13 protein-coding genes are annotated in these 15,077 nt (G+C 66.6%); 7 read left to right on the top strand and 6 right to left on the bottom strand.

The annotated features are described in order from the left end of the window. Positions 1-174: 174 nt before the first annotated feature. Entirely contained in the window at positions 175-1,086 is a 912-nt protein-coding gene (hemC, locus tag AC1DKR_RS17535) for a hydroxymethylbilane synthase (protein WP_033832280.1), read from the top strand. Positions 1,087-1,202: 116 nt separating this feature from the next. Here hemC and AC1DKR_RS17530 read toward each other — a convergent pair whose 3' ends face one another. Then, positions 1,203-1,979, bottom strand: a complete 777-nt coding sequence (locus tag AC1DKR_RS17530) for a DUF481 domain-containing protein (protein ID WP_025877391.1) — start codon at positions 1,977-1,979, stop codon at positions 1,203-1,205. Positions 1,980-2,087: 108 nt separating this feature from the next. Continuing rightward, complete coding sequence (locus tag AC1DKR_RS17525) at positions 2,088-2,690, bottom strand: LolA family protein (RefSeq protein WP_336032378.1); 603 nt, start codon at positions 2,688-2,690, stop codon at positions 2,088-2,090. 81 nt (positions 2,691-2,771) lie between these two features. Here AC1DKR_RS17525 and AC1DKR_RS17520 point away from each other — a divergent pair, with 81 nt between their 5' ends. Together AC1DKR_RS17520 and AC1DKR_RS17515 are read left to right on the top strand one after the other, a co-directional pair. Next, positions 2,772-3,743, top strand: coding sequence for a helix-turn-helix transcriptional regulator (locus tag AC1DKR_RS17520; RefSeq protein WP_025877388.1), 972 nt, complete (start codon positions 2,772-2,774; stop codon positions 3,741-3,743). A 26-nt stretch (positions 3,744-3,769) separates the two neighbouring features. Then, entirely contained in the window at positions 3,770-4,564 is a 795-nt protein-coding gene (locus tag AC1DKR_RS17515; RefSeq protein WP_025877387.1) for a MetQ/NlpA family ABC transporter substrate-binding protein, read from the top strand. A gap of 86 nt (positions 4,565-4,650) precedes the next feature. On the opposite strand, the gene glpK is transcribed toward AC1DKR_RS17515, so the two are convergent. The 3 genes from glpK to AC1DKR_RS17500 form a co-directional block, all read right to left on the bottom strand. Next, the gene (glpK, locus tag AC1DKR_RS17510; RefSeq protein WP_312787592.1) at positions 4,651-6,150 is read right to left on the bottom strand and encodes a glycerol kinase GlpK; all 1,500 of its coding nucleotides are present in this window, start codon (positions 6,148-6,150) and stop codon (positions 4,651-4,653) included. A 63-nt stretch (positions 6,151-6,213) separates the two neighbouring features. Then, positions 6,214-7,698, bottom strand: coding sequence for a glycerol-3-phosphate dehydrogenase (gene glpD, locus AC1DKR_RS17505; protein WP_478034026.1), 1,485 nt, complete (start codon positions 7,696-7,698; stop codon positions 6,214-6,216). Between the two features lie 119 nt (positions 7,699-7,817). Beyond that, positions 7,818-8,453: an OmpW/AlkL family protein gene (locus tag AC1DKR_RS17500; protein ID WP_049464294.1), complete on the bottom strand. Its 636-nt coding sequence runs from the start codon at positions 8,451-8,453 to the stop codon at positions 7,818-7,820. A 186-nt stretch (positions 8,454-8,639) separates the two neighbouring features. Here AC1DKR_RS17500 and AC1DKR_RS17495 point away from each other — a divergent pair, with 186 nt between their 5' ends. The 3 genes from AC1DKR_RS17495 to lpdA all read left to right on the top strand — a co-directional run bounded on the left by AC1DKR_RS17495 (position 8,640) and on the right by lpdA (position 12,960). Then, the gene (locus AC1DKR_RS17495) at positions 8,640-9,209 is read left to right on the top strand and encodes a DNA-deoxyinosine glycosylase (protein ID WP_478034022.1); all 570 of its coding nucleotides are present in this window, start codon (positions 8,640-8,642) and stop codon (positions 9,207-9,209) included. Between the two features lie 113 nt (positions 9,210-9,322). After that, positions 9,323-11,044: a dihydrolipoyllysine-residue acetyltransferase gene (aceF, locus tag AC1DKR_RS17490; protein WP_478034020.1), complete on the top strand. Its 1,722-nt coding sequence runs from the start codon at positions 9,323-9,325 to the stop codon at positions 11,042-11,044. Between the two features lie 107 nt (positions 11,045-11,151). Beyond that, a complete protein-coding gene (lpdA, locus tag AC1DKR_RS17485) occupies positions 11,152-12,960 on the top strand; it encodes a dihydrolipoyl dehydrogenase (protein ID WP_478034018.1) in 1,809 nt (602 codons plus the stop codon). Positions 12,961-13,408: 448 nt separating this feature from the next. Here lpdA and AC1DKR_RS17480 read toward each other — a convergent pair whose 3' ends face one another. Beyond that, entirely contained in the window at positions 13,409-14,227 is an 819-nt protein-coding gene (locus AC1DKR_RS17480) for a hypothetical protein (RefSeq protein WP_025877373.1), read from the bottom strand. Between the two features lie 496 nt (positions 14,228-14,723). Between AC1DKR_RS17480 and AC1DKR_RS17475 the strand changes: the two genes are divergently transcribed. Then, a complete protein-coding gene (locus AC1DKR_RS17475; RefSeq protein ID WP_032952006.1) occupies positions 14,724-15,056 on the top strand; it encodes a hypothetical protein in 333 nt (110 codons plus the stop codon). The last annotated feature ends 21 nt before the right edge of the window (positions 15,057-15,077 follow it).

Below are 15,077 nucleotides of genomic sequence, written 5' to 3'. Positions count from 1 at the left end.
GCGCGGGGGTGTCCGCGGCATGGATGCCGCGGCCAAGCCCCCAGGGATGGGTTTACGGCGTCCCCCGCGCACCCACCCCGCCCGGCCAAGCGCAGCTGTTACTTGCACGACCACACCAGCCACGAGGGGCTCCGCCGTTGGCCGTATCCCGCCGATAGGCGCGATAATGAAAGGATGGAAACCGTCCGCATTGCCACCCGCAAGAGCCCGCTCGCCCTCTGGCAGAGCGAACACGTCGCCGACCGTCTGCGCCAGGCACATCCCGATCTGCACGTGGAACTGGTGCCGATGAGCACCCGCGGCGATGAAGTGCTTGACCGCTCGCTGGCGGCCATCGGTGGCAAGGGCCTGTTCCTCAAGGAACTGGAACTGGCCATGCTGCGTGGCGAGGCCGACTGCGCGGTGCACTCGTTGAAGGATGTGCCGATGGAACTGGATGCGCCGTTCGCGCTGCCGGCAATGCTGACCCGCCACGATCCGGCCGATGGTTTCGTCTCCAACCTTTATGCCTCGCTGGATGCACTGCCGATCGGTGCGCGCGTCGGTACCTCGTCATTGCGCCGCCAGGCCCAGCTGCGTGCACTGCGCCCGGACCTGGAACTGCTGGACCTGCGCGGCAACGTCAACACCCGTCTGGCCAAGCTCGACAACGGCGGCTACGACGCCATCGTGCTGGCCGTGGCCGGGCTGGAACGGCTGGGCCTGGGCAATCGCATCGTCGCCCGCCTGCAGCCGCCGCAGTGGCTGCCGGCGCCGGCGCAGGGCGCGGTGGCGGTGGAGTGCGATGGCGGCAATGCCGCGCTGATGGCGCTGTTTGCAGGCCTGGATGACGCCGCCACGCGCGCCTGCGTGGAAGCGGAGCGGGCCATGAACCGCGCGTTGCATGGCAGCTGCCATGTGCCGGTGGCGGCGATCGCGCAGTGGCAGGGCCAGGACCTGCACCTGCAGGGGCTGGTCGGCAGCGCCAGTGACGGCCGCGCGGTGCGTGCCGACGCCGTGGGCCCGGCCAGCGACCCGGAAGCGCTGGGCCAGCGCGTGGCGAAGATGCTGCTGGATGCGGGTGCTGGCGAGCTGTTGAACGTCTGAGCCACCGCAGGTAGTGCCGGCCGCTGGCCGGCAACCTCATGATCCCGATGGAATGCAGTTGCCGGCCAGCGGCCGGCACTACCAAAAGCAGAACGGGCGCCAGGCGCCCGTTTCGCTTATTTGAACTTGTAGACCACGTTCATCGTGGTCAGCGTATCGGTCTTGCGCTTGTCCTCGGCGACGTCGCTGTTGTAACGCGCCTGCCAGCCGGCCTTCAGCGCCAGGTGCTCGTTCATGCTCACCGAGACACCGAAATCGTTCTGGCCGAAGGTGTTGTACGAACCCGATTCGACCAGCAGCGTGTTGATCAGGTCGGTGTTGTCGGTCAGCGAGTACTTCAGGTCGAACAGGCCGCGACCGATCAGGCCGGTGCGGGTGCGATCGTCCTCGGTGCTGTGGGTGCGGCGCACACCGGGGCCGATCTGCGCATCGAACGAGAAACGCTCGGTGTTCCACAGCCGGGTGCCGTAACCCAGACCGAACGAGCTCTGCCGGTCGTAGGTGGCGAAATCATCACGCTCGGTACGTACCGTGGCCGTCAGCTGGCGATGTTCGCCCAGCTGCAGCGCGCTGCCTGCACTGCCGGTGTAGCGGTTGGCGGTGGTGTTGTTGCGGCGCGTGGTGGTGCCGTCGTCGCTGGTTTCGGTCACCTTGGAGCTGGAGCGCAGGCCGAACAGGTCCATGCTGTGCACCCAGTCGCCATCGGTGTAGCGCAGGCGCAGTCGGCCGTTGAAGCTCTCGGTGCTGCTGTTGCCACGTGCCGACGCGAAGCCGAGTTCGCCACCACTGCCGCTCCACGGCGAGGACATCGCCGCCAGTTCGGAGGCATCCTGCGCATACGCCAGCGGGGCGCAGAGCAGCAAGGGGACCAGCAGGGACACGCGCAGGGACATCGAGGCTTCTCCGAAGCGGTTGGCAGCCGGTGATGATACTGGAAGCGTGATGACCGTCCGAATCGCCCGTCCCGACTGCTTCAGCAGGCGTTGTCGGGCCAAGCCCATTCAGGGCAGGTCGACCTGCAGGGCAGGATCGTTGAAGCGCGAGTACCGCAGCCGCAGCTGGAAGGGCTTGCCGTTGTTGTGGCCGCTGCGCACGATCTGCCGCGGCAGGCCCTGCGGATCCACCCAGTACTCCAGCCGCTCACCGGCCGTGGCGCCACGCAGGCGGTAGTGGCGGGTGCTGACGCCATCCAGCGTCTGCTCGCCCAGGTCTTCGGCCTGCAGGGCCTGTGCGGGGATATCGGCGGGCAGCGGGCTGCGCCATTGCTCCAGCAGCCCCGGCGGGGTCGGCACCTGGCGGATCGCATCGTCGGCCTGCAGGAACATGGTGTCGCCGATGATCACCTGCGGCCCGGCAGGGGTCTGCACCCGGAAGCGGTCCGGGGCGACGAAGTCCATCGCGGTACGCACCGGTTGCTGCGCGCCCAGCACCTCCAGCTCGGCATGGAAGCTGCGCAGGGCGGCAAATCGCTGGCTGGCAGACAGCACCGCCTGCGCCGGATCGGCAGCGGGGACGGGCGTCGCAGCGTCGGTGGGCGCCGGTGCGCGGTCGCAGGCGGCCAGCAGCAGGCAGGCCAGCAGGGGCAGGACAGACAACCGGCGCATCGGGCGCTCCACGGGGCAGGGGGCGCCCACGATAGCCCAATCGTCCGCCACAACGCCCGAGACTCGGACATAATCGGGGGCATGGACCGATACGAACGCATCACCGCCCTGCATCGTCTGCTCAAGTCCGCACGCTATCCGGTGACGGTGGCGACCCTGCAGGACAAGCTCGGTTGCTCCCGGGCCACCGTCTACCGCGACCTGGCGTTCCTGCGCGATGCGCTGATGGCGCCGATCGAGGGCGATGGCGAGGCCGGCTTCCGCTACCTGGCCGACGAGAGCGACCGCTTCGAGCTGCCCGGCCTGTGGCTGAGCTCGGAGGAGCTGCACGCCCTGCTGGCCTCGCAGCACCTGCTGGCCCGTACCGGCGGCGGGGTGCTGTCTTCGGTGCTGGCGCCGCTGCAGCAGCGCATTGAAAGCCTGCTGGCCGCCCAAGCCGGTGTTTCCAGCTGGCCGGTGGATCGGGTGCGGGTGATTCCGCACCGTGGCCGCAAGTTCGATGAAGCCAGCTTCCGTTCGGTGGCCTCGGCGGTGCTGGAGCGCAAGCAGCTGGGCTTTGAGTACCGCGCCCGCTCGACCGACGAAGCGACCAAGCGCACCGTATCGCCGCAACGGCTGACCCATTACCGCGACAACTGGTACCTGGACGGCTGGGACCATGATCGCGAGGCCCTGCGCAGCTTCGCGGTGGACCGCATCTACAAGGCACGGGTGATCGACAGCACCGCCCGCGATGTCGCCGACAGCGAGCTGGACGAGCAGCTGGGTGCCAGCTACGGCATCTTCTCCGGTGCGCCCAAGGGCTGGGCAACCATCCTGTTCAGTGCCAAGGCCGCGCGCTGGGTGGCCGACGAGCACTGGCACTCCAAGCAGCAGGGACGCTTCCTCGCTGATGGCCGCTACGAACTGAAAGTGCCCTACAGCGTGTCGCGCGAACTGTTGATGGACGTGTTGCATTACGGGTCCGATGCCGAGATCGTCGAGCCGATGATGCTGCGCGAGCAGGCCAAGGCACTGCTGGAACTGGCCCTGACCAACTACGAAAAATCCTGACACCTCCCCCGAGATCGATTGCGCCCATGAAGAAGACCCTGTTGCTGCCCCTGTTCGCCGCTGCGCTGGCCCTGACTGCCTGCGGCAAGTCCGGTGAGCCTTCGCAGAAGCTGGTGGTGGCCGCCACCGCCGTGCCGCACGCCGAGATCCTGGAAGTGGTCAAGCCGATCCTCAAGCAGGAGGGCGTGGAGCTGGACGTGCGCGTGTTCAACGACTACGTGCAGCCCAACGACCAGCTGGTGCAGAAGCAGGTGGATGCCAACTACTTCCAGACCGAGCCGTACCTGGACGCCTACAACCGCGATCGCAAGACCGACCTGACCAAGGTGGTGGGCGTGCACATCGAGCCGTTCGGCGCCTACTCGCGCAAGATCAAGTCGCTGGCCGAACTGCGTGAAGGGGCCGATGTGGTGATCCCCAACGACCCCAGCAACAACAGCCGCGCACTCATCCTGCTGCACAAGGCCGGCGTGATCGAGCTGAAGGATCCGACCAACGCACTGGCCACCCAGCGCGACATCGTCTCCAACCCGAAGAACCTGAAGTTCCGCGAGCTGGATTCGGCCATGCTGCCGCGCGTGCTCGACCAGGTCGATCTGGCCCTGATCAACACCAACTATGCGCTGGATGCCGGCCTCAACCCGACCAAGGACGCGCTGGCGATCGAGAGCAAGGACTCGCCGTACGTGAATTTCCTGGTCGCCCGCCCGGACAACAAGGACGACGCCCGCGTGCAGAAGCTCGCCAAGGCGCTGACCAGCCCGCAGGTGAAGACCTTCATCGAGACCAAGTACAAGGGCGCGGTGCTGCCGGCGTTCTGACTCTGGGGTAGTGCCGGCCGCTGGCCGGCAACCCAGAAGGTGTACCCGAAGATCACGGTGTTGCCGGCCAGCGGCCGGCACTACCGTCAGTCGACGTGGAAGGCGAGGGTGGCGGCCACGGCCTGCTGCCACCCTGCGTAAAGCTTCTCGCGTCGGGCCACCGCCATCTGCGGTTCGAAGCGGCGATCCAGCCCCCACTGTGCTGCGATCTGTTCGCGGCTTTCCCAGAAGCCGACCGCCAGCCCCGCCAGGTAGGCCGCACCCAGCGCGGTGGTCTCGGTCACCCGCGGTCGCAGCAGGGGGACGCCGAGGATGTCGGCCTGGAAGCTGGCAAGGAAGTCGTTGCCGATCGCGCCGCCATCGGCGCGCAGTTCACTGAGCGAGATGCCCGCATCGGACTGCATCGCATCCAGAACGTCGCGGGTCTGGTAGGCCATCGCCTCCAGCGCTGCGCGCACGAAGTGGGCCTTGCCGGTGCCACGGGTCAGGCCGAACATCGCACCGCGCACGTCGCTGCGCCAGTACGGTGCACCCAGGCCGACGAAAGCCGGCACCAGATATACCCCCGCGCTGTCCGGCACCTGTGCGGCCAAGGCTTGGCTGTCAGCGGCGCGATCGATCATGCGCAGCCCATCGCGCAGCCACTGCACCACCGAGCCGGCGATGAAGATCGACCCCTCCAGCGCGTACTCCACCTTTCCCTCCAGGCCCCAGGCAATGGTGGTCAGCAGGCCATTGCGCGAGCGCACGGCCTGCGTGCCGGTGTGCATCAGCATGAAGCAGCCAGTGCCATAGGTGTTCTTGACCATGCCTGGCTGGAAGCAGGCCTGGCCGAACAGCGCGGCCTGCTGGTCGCCGGCGATGCCGGCAATCGGGATCGGATGGTCGAAGAAGAACTGCGGGCGCGTGTGCGCGTATACCGAACTGGAATCGCGCACTTGCGGCAACATCGCACGCGGAATGTCCAGCAGGGCCAGCAGGTCCTCGTCCCATTCCAGGGTGTGGATGTTGAACAGCAGCGTGCGCGCGGCGTTGCTGTAGTCGGTCACGTGCGCCTGGCCGCCGCTGAGATTCCACACCAGCCAGCTGTCGATGGTGCCGAACAGCAGCTCGCCACGTTCGGCCCGCTGCTGCGCGCCTTCCACGTGATCGAGGATCCAGCGGATCTTGGTGGCCGAGAAATAGGCGTCGATCAGCAGGCCGGTGCGCTCGCGGATCAGCGCTTCGTGGCCGCCGGATTTCAGCCGCTCGCAGATCGCCTGGCTCTGCCGCGACTGCCAGACGATGGCGTTGTGGATCGGTTGTCCGCTGGCGCGGTCCCAGACCACGGTGGTTTCGCGCTGGTTGGTGATGCCCAGTGCGGCGATGTGGCGGGGATCGATCTGTTCACGGCTGAGCAGTTCGGTGATCGTGGCGTAGACGCTGGTCAGGATCTCGCGCGGGTCATGCTCGACCCAGCCCGGCTGTGGAAACACCTGGGTGAACTCGCGCTGTGCGCTGCCGACGATGTCGCCGGCGCGATCAAACAGGATCGCGCGCGAACTGGTGGTTCCCTGGTCGATGGCCAGCACGTAGCGGGGCGTCATGCAGCGTCTCCGGTGGCGATATTGGAATCGTAATTCATCGGCGGCGCTGGGCCGCGCGCGGCATTACCGGCGATGTGAATCCATCCAGGCCTGCAGCCGTACTGCCTGCGCCGCGTCCATCTGCAGCCCCAGCTTGCTCCGCCGCCACAGTACATCCTCGGCGCTACGGGCCCACTCGTGGTCGCACAGGAACGCCACCTCGCGTGCGTGCAGGCCCGCGCCAAAGTCTTCGCCCAGATCGAACAGGCTGCGTGCGCCGTGCAGCAGATCGATGCTGCGACTGCCATAGGCGCTGGCCCAGCGCCGCAGCGTGGCCTCCGGCAGCCAGGGGGCCTGGCGCCGAAGCTGTTCACATGCCTGCCCGGCATCGCCCCAGTCGCTGCCGGGCAGTGGCTCGCCTGCCGCCGTCCAGGCGGGGCCGGCGTGCGGCAGATAGGGGCGCAGCAGGTCCACTGCCTCCTCGGCCAGTACCCGGTACGTGGTCAGCTTGCCGCCCAGCACGTGCAGCGCAGGCGCACCTTCGGCGTCCAGTTGCAGGCGATAGTCACGGCTCAGTTTGGCCGCGCGCGGGTCCGGGTCGGCCAGCAGCGGGCGCACGCCGGCGAACTGCCAGACCACCTCGGCAGGTGCGACCGGATCGCGCAGGTAGCCGTTGGCAGCGCTGCACAGGTAGTCCACTTCCGCGGGCAGCACACTGCAGCGTGCGGGGTCGCCGCGATAGTCGGTGTCAGTGGTGCCGATGAGCAGATGGTCGTGGAAGGGCAGCAGGAACACCACACGGCCATCGGGCTGCTGCAGCAGGCAAGCGCGGTCGTTCGGCCAGACGCGGCGCAGCACGATGTGGCTGCCCTGGACCAAGCGCAGCGCAGGTCCGCCGCTGCGGGCGTGCATGCGCTCCAGCAGGCCGCCGGCCCAGGGGCCTGCGGCGTTGACCATCGCCTGTGCCTGGACGGTCTGCTGATGGCCTGCGACGTCTTCCAGTACGGCGTGCCAGCGTCCGTGCCCGCGTTGCAGGTCCACGCAGCGCGTGCCGGTCAGGATGCGTGCACCCCGCTGCGCAGCGTCGAGCGCGTTGAGGATGACCAGCCGCGCGTCATCCACCTGTGCGTCGGCGTAGCTGAAGGCGTGCTGCAGCTGTGGCGACAGCAGCACGCCGAGTGGATCGGCGTGCAGGTCCACGGCGCGCGACGCAGGGAAGGCGGGACTGCGCCGGCCCAGATGGTCATACAGCCAGAGCCCGAGCCGCAGCATCCAACGAGGACGCAGGTGCGGCTGCCACGGAAGCACGAAGCACAGTGGCCGCACCAGGAACGGCGCCTGCCGACGCACCACCTCTCGTTCGCCCAGTGCCTTGCGCACCAGACCGAACTCGCCCTGTTCCAGGTAGCGCAGGCCGCCATGGATCAGCTTGCTGCTGGCGCTGGAGGTGTGTGCTGCCAGGTCGTGCTGTTCGCACAGCAGCACCTTCAGGCCGCGGCCGCTGGCATCACGGGCGATACCGGCGCCGTTGATGCCACCGCCGATCACCAGCAGGTCGACCTCGTGCATCGCGCCTCCGCGTCCCGTCTGTGTAGATCCGACTGGAAGTCGACTCTACAGAACCCGGGTGACGGAAACGACGACGGGCCCGAAGGGCCCGTCGCGGTACAACGATGACGCAGAAGCGCTTAGAAGCGGGCGCCGATGCCGAAGCCGACGGTCCACGGATCCATCTTCGCTTCGCCGATCTTCTCGCCGCCGACCTTCACGTCCGGACGCGAGCGCATGTAGCGGGCGTCGGCACGGGCGAACCAGGTCGAGTTGATGTTCATGTCCACACCGACGGTGCCGATCACGCCCTTGGCGTCCTTCAGGCGGATGTCGGAGTCGCTGCCGTCGGCCAGGGTTTCATTGCTGAAGGCCGACTGGAAGTAGCCCACGCCCACGAACGGACGGAACACGTTGTCAGCCTGGCCGAAGTGGTACTGGCCGCTCAGCGCGACCGGCTGCTGCTCGACGCTGCCGAGGCGGGCATTGCCCGGGCCCTTCACCTTGTGGTCGAACTTGTCTGCAGCGCCCCACAGCTCAACGGCCCAGTTGTCGTTGATGTAGTAGCTGAAGCTGACGGTCGGTGCCGGGCCGCCATCGACCTTCTTGATGCCGTCGATCGGGTCATTCTTCGGCTGCAGCAGCGAGACGCCGCCAACCACGGCAAAATGCTTGCCCGAGGCGGTATCGGTGGTGCTGCTGTCCTGCGCGAAGGCAGCCGGTGCGAACGCGGCGGAGGTCAGCAGGGCGAGGCTCAGGATACGGATGGAGCGCATGGGGGAATCTCCTAATGTTTCTTGTTTTGGGCCCCCGGTTGCGGGGCGAGCACACCGTAGTCGCCCCAACATGAATCGAATCCGACGCGCGTTAAAAATTAGTTCGCACTGTTCAGCGAACAGCGCGAAATCCTTGTTTTCCTGTGGTTTCTGCCCTTCCGGAATATTCATGCAGTTGGAGAAGATGTGAGCGTCGCAACGTTGTGCATCGGCCTGCCTGCGCAGGTAAACACGGATTGCCGGGTGTTGCTGCTGGGTTCAATGCCCGGTATCGCTTCGTTGCAGGCACAGCATTACTACGCGCACCCGCGCAATCGTTTCTGGCCATTGCTCGGCGATCTGTGCGGCTTCGACCCGACAATGCCGTACGCGCAGCGACTGCAGGCGCTTGCAGCCAATGGTGTCGGCCTCTGGGATGTGATCGGCCGCTGCGAACGACGCGGAAGCCTGGATGCGGACATCGTGCGTGGCACGGAAGTGGCCAATGCACTTCCCGCACTGATCGCCGCATTGCCTGACCTGCAGCTGATCGGCTGCAACGGTGGCGCGGCGATGCAGGCCTTCCAGCGCTGGGTGCAACCGCAGCTGGCCACGTCGGCCAAGGTGCTGGCGCTGCCGTCCACCAGTCCGGCCAACGCAGCGTGGTCCTTGCCGCGCCTGCGCCAGGCCTGGCAGCCGGTGGCCGTCGCACTGGCGACATCAAGCGGACATCGGCAGGACAATACGCTACCGACTGGAAGCGCTGGCGGGCCATGAGCAACAGCGTGTCCCGGCTGCGTGCGTACTGAAAACACCTGTAACGGTTGGCGCTGGCTCCCGCTGGCCGCACAATAGACGTTTCCCTACACCAGATTGCCGGAGTTCTCCCCATGGCCGAAATCAAGGAAGCACGTGTCCCCGATATCGGTGACTACAGCGATATCCCGGTAATCGAGGTGCTTGTTGCCGTCGGCGATACGGTGAAGAAGGACCAGGGCCTGGTCACGCTGGAAAGCGATAAAGCGACCATGGAGGTGCCGTCCTCGGTGGCCGGCGTGGTCAAGGAAATCAAGGTCAAGCTGGGCGACAGCCTGTCCGAAGGCAAGGTCGTGGCACTGATCGAAGTGGCCGACGGCGAGGCTGCCCAGCCGGCCGCTGCTGCTGCACCCGCACCGGCCAAGGCCGCTGCTCCGGCCGCTGCCACCCAGGCCGCTCCCGCTCCGGCCGCTGCTGCTGCCGCCCCCGCTGCCAGTGGCGGCGCGGTGGAAGCCCTGGTGCCGGATATCGGCGATTACAGCGGCATTCCGGTCATCGAAGTGCTGGTCGCCGTGGGCGATACGGTGAAGAAGGACCAGGGCCTGGTCACGCTGGAAAGCGACAAGGCCACCATGGAAGTGCCGTCGTCGGTCGCCGGCGTCGTCAAGGAGATCAAGGTCAAGGTCGGCGACAACCTGTCGCAGGGTAACGTGGTCGCCATCATCGAAGCCGAAGGCACTGCCGCCCCGGCCCCGGGCAAGGCTGCCGCCGCTGCTGCCCCGGCCGCCGCCGAGACCGCCACCAAGGTCGAGCCGGTCGCCGTGCCGGCCCAGCCGGACAAGCTGGCCGCCCGCGAGATCGCCAGCGCCCCCTCGGCCGGCGCGCCGACCAGCCCGCCGGTACAGTTCAACGCCGATGGCGTGCTGCCGGCCAAGGTGCCCTACGCATCGCCGGTGGTGCGCGTGTTCGCCCGTGAGCTCGGTGTCGACCTGCTGCAGGTCAGTGGCAGCGAGAAGGGCGGCCGCATCACCAAGGCCGACGTGCAGAAGTTCGTCAAGGCCGCGCTCAGCGGCGGCGCTCCGGCAGCTGCCGGTGGCACCGTGGCCGCCGGCGGTGGCCTCAACCTGCTGCCGTGGCCGAAGGTTGATTTCAGCAAGTTCGGCGACGTTGAAGTGCAGCCGCTGTCGCGCATCAAGAAGATCTCCGGTGCGAATCTGGCCCGCAACTGGGCGATGATCCCGCACGTCACCCAGTTCGAGCAGGCCGACATCACCGACCTGGAAGGCCTGCGCGTGGCGCTGAACAAGGAGAACGAGAAGGCCGGCATCAAGCTGACCATGCTCGCCTTCCTGATCAAGGCCAGCGCTGCGGCGCTGAAGAAGTTCCCGGAGTTCAACGCCTCGCTCGATGCCAGCGGCGAGAACCTGACCCTGAAGAAGTACTTCAACATCGGTTTCGCTGCCGATACCCCGAACGGCCTGGTCGTTCCGGTCATCCGCGATGTCGACAAGAAGGGCGTGGTGCAGATCGCGCAGGAAACCGGCGAACTGGCCAAGAAGGCGCGCGACGGCAAGCTGGGCCCGGCCGACATGAGCGGCGGCTGCTTCTCGATCAGCTCGCTGGGCGGCATCGGCGGCACCGCGTTCACCCCGATCGTCAATGCACCGGAAGTGGCCATCCTCGGCGTCTCCAAGTCGTCTATCCAGCCGGTCTGGAATGGCAAGGAGTTCGCACCGAAGCTGATGCTGCCGCTGTCGCTGAGCTACGACCACCGCGTCATCGATGGCGCCCTGGCCGCACGCTTCACCACGTACCTCTCGCAGGTGCTGGCCGACATGCGCCGCGTGCTGCTGTAAGGCACCGCTTCGCCCCCACCGTGCGGCCGCTGCCCCTGGCGCGGCCGCCTGTCGAAACGCAGTGACAGCCCGCCGGCCACGCCGGTCGGGCACGAGGAAAACCCACCATGGCCACGATTGAAATCAAGGTTCCCGACATCGGCGATTACAGCGATGTGCCGGTAATCGAAGTGCTGGTCGCCGTTGGCGATACGGTGAAGAAAGACCAGGGTCTGGTGACCCTGGAGTCGGACAAGGCCACCCTGGAAGTGCCGTCCTCGGCAGCCGGCGTGGTCAAGGAAATCAAGGTCAAGCTGGGCGACACCCTGTCCGAGGGTGCCGTTGTCGTGCTGCTGGAGTCCGAAGGCGCTGCTGAAGCGCCGGCCAAGGCCGCGGCGCCGGCCCCGGCGGCCGCCGCCCCGGCCAGCAAGCCGCCGGTGACGCCGTCGCACCGCGCCCCCGCCGAGCCTGCAGCACCGAAGCCGGCGCTGTCCAGCGGCAAGCAGGCCGACATCGAATGCGAAATGGTCGTGCTGGGCTCGGGCCCGGGCGGCTACACCGCCGCCTTCCGCGCCGCCGACGTCGGCCTGGATACGGTGCTGGTCGAGCGCTACGCCAGCCTCGGCGGCGTCTGCCTCAACGTGGGCTGCATTCCGTCCAAGGCCCTGCTGCACGCCGCAGCGGTGATCGACGAAGTGGCCCATGCCGGTGATTTCGGCGTTGAGTTCGGCAAGCCGACCATCACCCTGGACAAGCTGCGCCAGTACAAGGAAAAGGTCGTCAACCAGCTGACCAAGGGCCTGGCTGGCATGGCCAAGCAGCGCAAGGTCCGCAGCGTGCAGGGCGTTGGCAAGTTTGTCTCGGCCAACGAACTGGAAATCACCGCGGCTGACGGCAGCACCCAGCTGCTGCGCTTCCAGAAGTGCATCATCGCTGCCGGTTCGCAGGCGGTGAAGCTGCCGAACTTCCCGTGGGACGACAAGCGGGTGATGGATTCCACCGACGCGCTGGAGCTGGCCGAAGTACCGGGCTCGCTGCTGGTCGTCGGCGGCGGCATCATCGGCCTGGAAATGGCCACCGTTTATGGTGCGCTGGGCAGCAAGGTCACCGTGGTCGAGTTCATGGACCAGCTGATGCCGGGCGCCGACAAGGACCTGGTCAAGCCGTTGGCCGACCGCCTGAAGAAGCAGGGCATCGAAGTGCACCTGAAGACCAAGGCCTCCGGCGTCACCGCCGATGCCAAGGGCATCACCGTGACCTTCGAAGCCGCCGAGGAAGGCCAGGCACCTGCGCTGGCGCAGGGCACCTTCGACCGCGTGCTGGTGGCCGTGGGTCGCTCGCCGAACGGCAAGAAAATCGATGCCGAGAAGGCCGGCGTGCAGGTCACCGACCGTGGCTTCATTCCGGTCGACCGGCAGATGCGCACCAACGTGCCGCACATCTTTGCCATCGGCGACATCGTCGGCAACCCGATGCTGGCCCACAAGGCCACGCACGAGGGCAAGCTGGCGGCCGAAGTGGCTGCCGGGCACAAGAAGGAGTGGGTGGCACGGGTGATTCCGTCGGTGGCCTACACCAACCCGGAAATCGCCTGGGTTGGCGTCACCGAGACCGAAGCCAAGGCCAAGGGCCTGAAGGTTGGCGTGGCCAAGTTCCCGTGGGCCGCCAGCGGCCGCGCGATCGGCATCGGTCGCACCGAGGGCTTCACCAAGCTGATCTTCGACGAGGACAGCCACCGCATCATCGGTGGTGCCATCGTCGGTGTGCATGCCGGTGATCTGCTGGCCGAGATCGGCCTGGCGATCGAGATGGGTGCCGAGGCCGAGGACATCGGCCACACCATCCATGCGCACCCGACGCTGAGCGAATCGGTGGCGATGGCCTCGGAAATTTACGACGGCACGATCACCGATCTGTACATGCCGAAGAAGAAATAAGGCGCCCGCGCCTTTGCGAACGAAAAACCCCGGCATCGCCGGGGTTTTTTTGTTTATGCGCTCCGGATTCTTGCGAGCTGTAGGGCCGCTGCGCGGGCGGCAGGCATTTCGACAAATGTCCCCCGTCGCCCGCCTTCGGCGGTCGCCTCCTCCTTTACTTTGTCGAAACGCCTGCCGCCCGCGCAGCGGCTCGGCTTGCGGAAGGTAGAGCCGCAGCCACTGCAACGGCCGCGTGGATGCCCGGCACGCGGAGGGAGAGGGGGCTGGGTGCGAAGTAAAGGAGGAGGCGACGGCCGCAGGCCGGCGCCGGGGGACATTCGCACGCAGCCCCCTCTCCCTGCAGCGCTCGACCAACCCGCTTCTGCTCGACGACGCAAAGAAAAAACGCGGCCCCCGATGTTCCGGAGGCCGCGCCAGGAGAGAACGTGCTGTGGAAGGGGAGCAGGGCTTAGAAGGTGACGCTGATACCCGCCACCGGGCCCTTGAATTCCTGCTTCAGGCCGATGGTGCCGTCGCTGCCCTTCTTGTCCGCATCCAGCTTGAACCAGTCGTAGCCGGCGAACACGCCGAAGTTCTGGGTGAAGCGGTAATCGACGATCGCGTTGGCGCGGCTGAGGTCACCCTTGTAGTCGTCGAAGCTGCCCCAGCGCGTGTTGAGGTACTGGCCCTGCAGGGTGATCATCCACTTTTCGGACGGGGTGAAGCTCAGGCGTGCACCGACCACCGGCGCCACACCGTCGGTCTTCTCGTCCAGGAACTGGCCTTCATACACCGTGCCCAGGTCGGCGTAGCCCTTGGTGCTGACCTTGGCGTATTCGGCACCCAGCTGCAGGCCGAGGTCGAACTTCTCGGTGTCCACCACCGAGTAGTCATACACCAGGCTGGCCACCTGGTACTTCAGCTCCGCCTTGACGAAGCTGTCGGCCGGCACGTTGACGTTGCCGAAGGAAATGTCCTGGCCAAGCGTCTCGCGGCGGTCCTTGTCGTACTTGAAGTAGTTGAACAGCAGGCGCTGGCGGTTGCTGATGCGGAACATGCCGTCGATGCGCGGCTCCCATTCCTTGCCACCCAGCTTGAAGTCCTCGGAGAAGCCGATGTCCTGGCCGGCGACATTGGTGTTGCCGCGCAGGGTGTTGTCCGAGTCGATGTTCATCGCACCCAGGCGCAGGGCGAAGCGGTCATCGCCTTCGGCGGCATGGGCGGAGGAGGCGAACGACGCGCCGGCGGCGAGAAGCGAGAGGGCGAGCAGGGTGGGGACGGAGCGCATCGAAAGAGTCCTTGCAGTGGTTCATCGGAATGAAGGCCACTTTGCCGGACGTCGCTGTCCACCATTCGTGAAGGTATGGTCCACGCGATGTGGACGGTTCAGCGCTGTCAGCGCCTTGCGAAAAGATGGCCCCGGAGCGGCGCTTCGGGGCCATCATGGGGACCTGCAGGCGAAGCGTCGACGAGGTAGCTGCAGGCAGGTCGGAAGATGGGACCACTGCCGTCGGCAGAAAGTTCCGCCGCCTGCGACCAAAGTTCAATGCGTTGCATCGCAACATCGCGCAGATGGCATTGTCCCCGTGGTGGGCTGCAAAACCGCAGCCCTTACCGCAACTTGCGCTGTTCCGATATGAACAGGCACCGGTTGTCTCGCAAATTGTCCCATTGCTATAATTTGGCGGCTCGATGAGGCCCCCCTGCTGTAGTCGCCTCAGCCATCCACTTGTAACCACGCGGGACGTCCTGTGCTGAACTCCGTAGAAACGGGTCGGCGACTGATGCTGCGCGCCGCGGTCTACCCGCTGGCCGCGGTGGCTGTCCTGGCTCTGGCCTTCCTGCTGGTGGGGCCGAAGTATGCCCTTGGTGCCCTGGCATCCGGTGTGGCGGTTTCGGCCGGTGGTTGGGTGGCGGCACGGATGGCGCTGGGTGGTGGTGCGCTGGGGGCCGGTTCGGCCATGGCACGCCTGATCGTTGCGATCGTGGCCAAGTGGGCGCTCGTTTTTGGTGTCCTGATGGTGGGGTTCCTGGTCTTCAAGCTGCCTGCACTGGCGCTGTTGGCTGGTATCGCCGTCGGGCTGATGTTCCAGGTCCTGGCCATGGCCAGGCGCTAATCGAATTCATTTAACTTAAGG

It is taken from the genome of Stenotrophomonas sp. 01N47 (assembly GCF_056399165.1).
The sequence above is the reverse complement of the archived record's forward strand: the minus strand, read 5'-3'. Positions and strand labels throughout refer to the sequence as shown.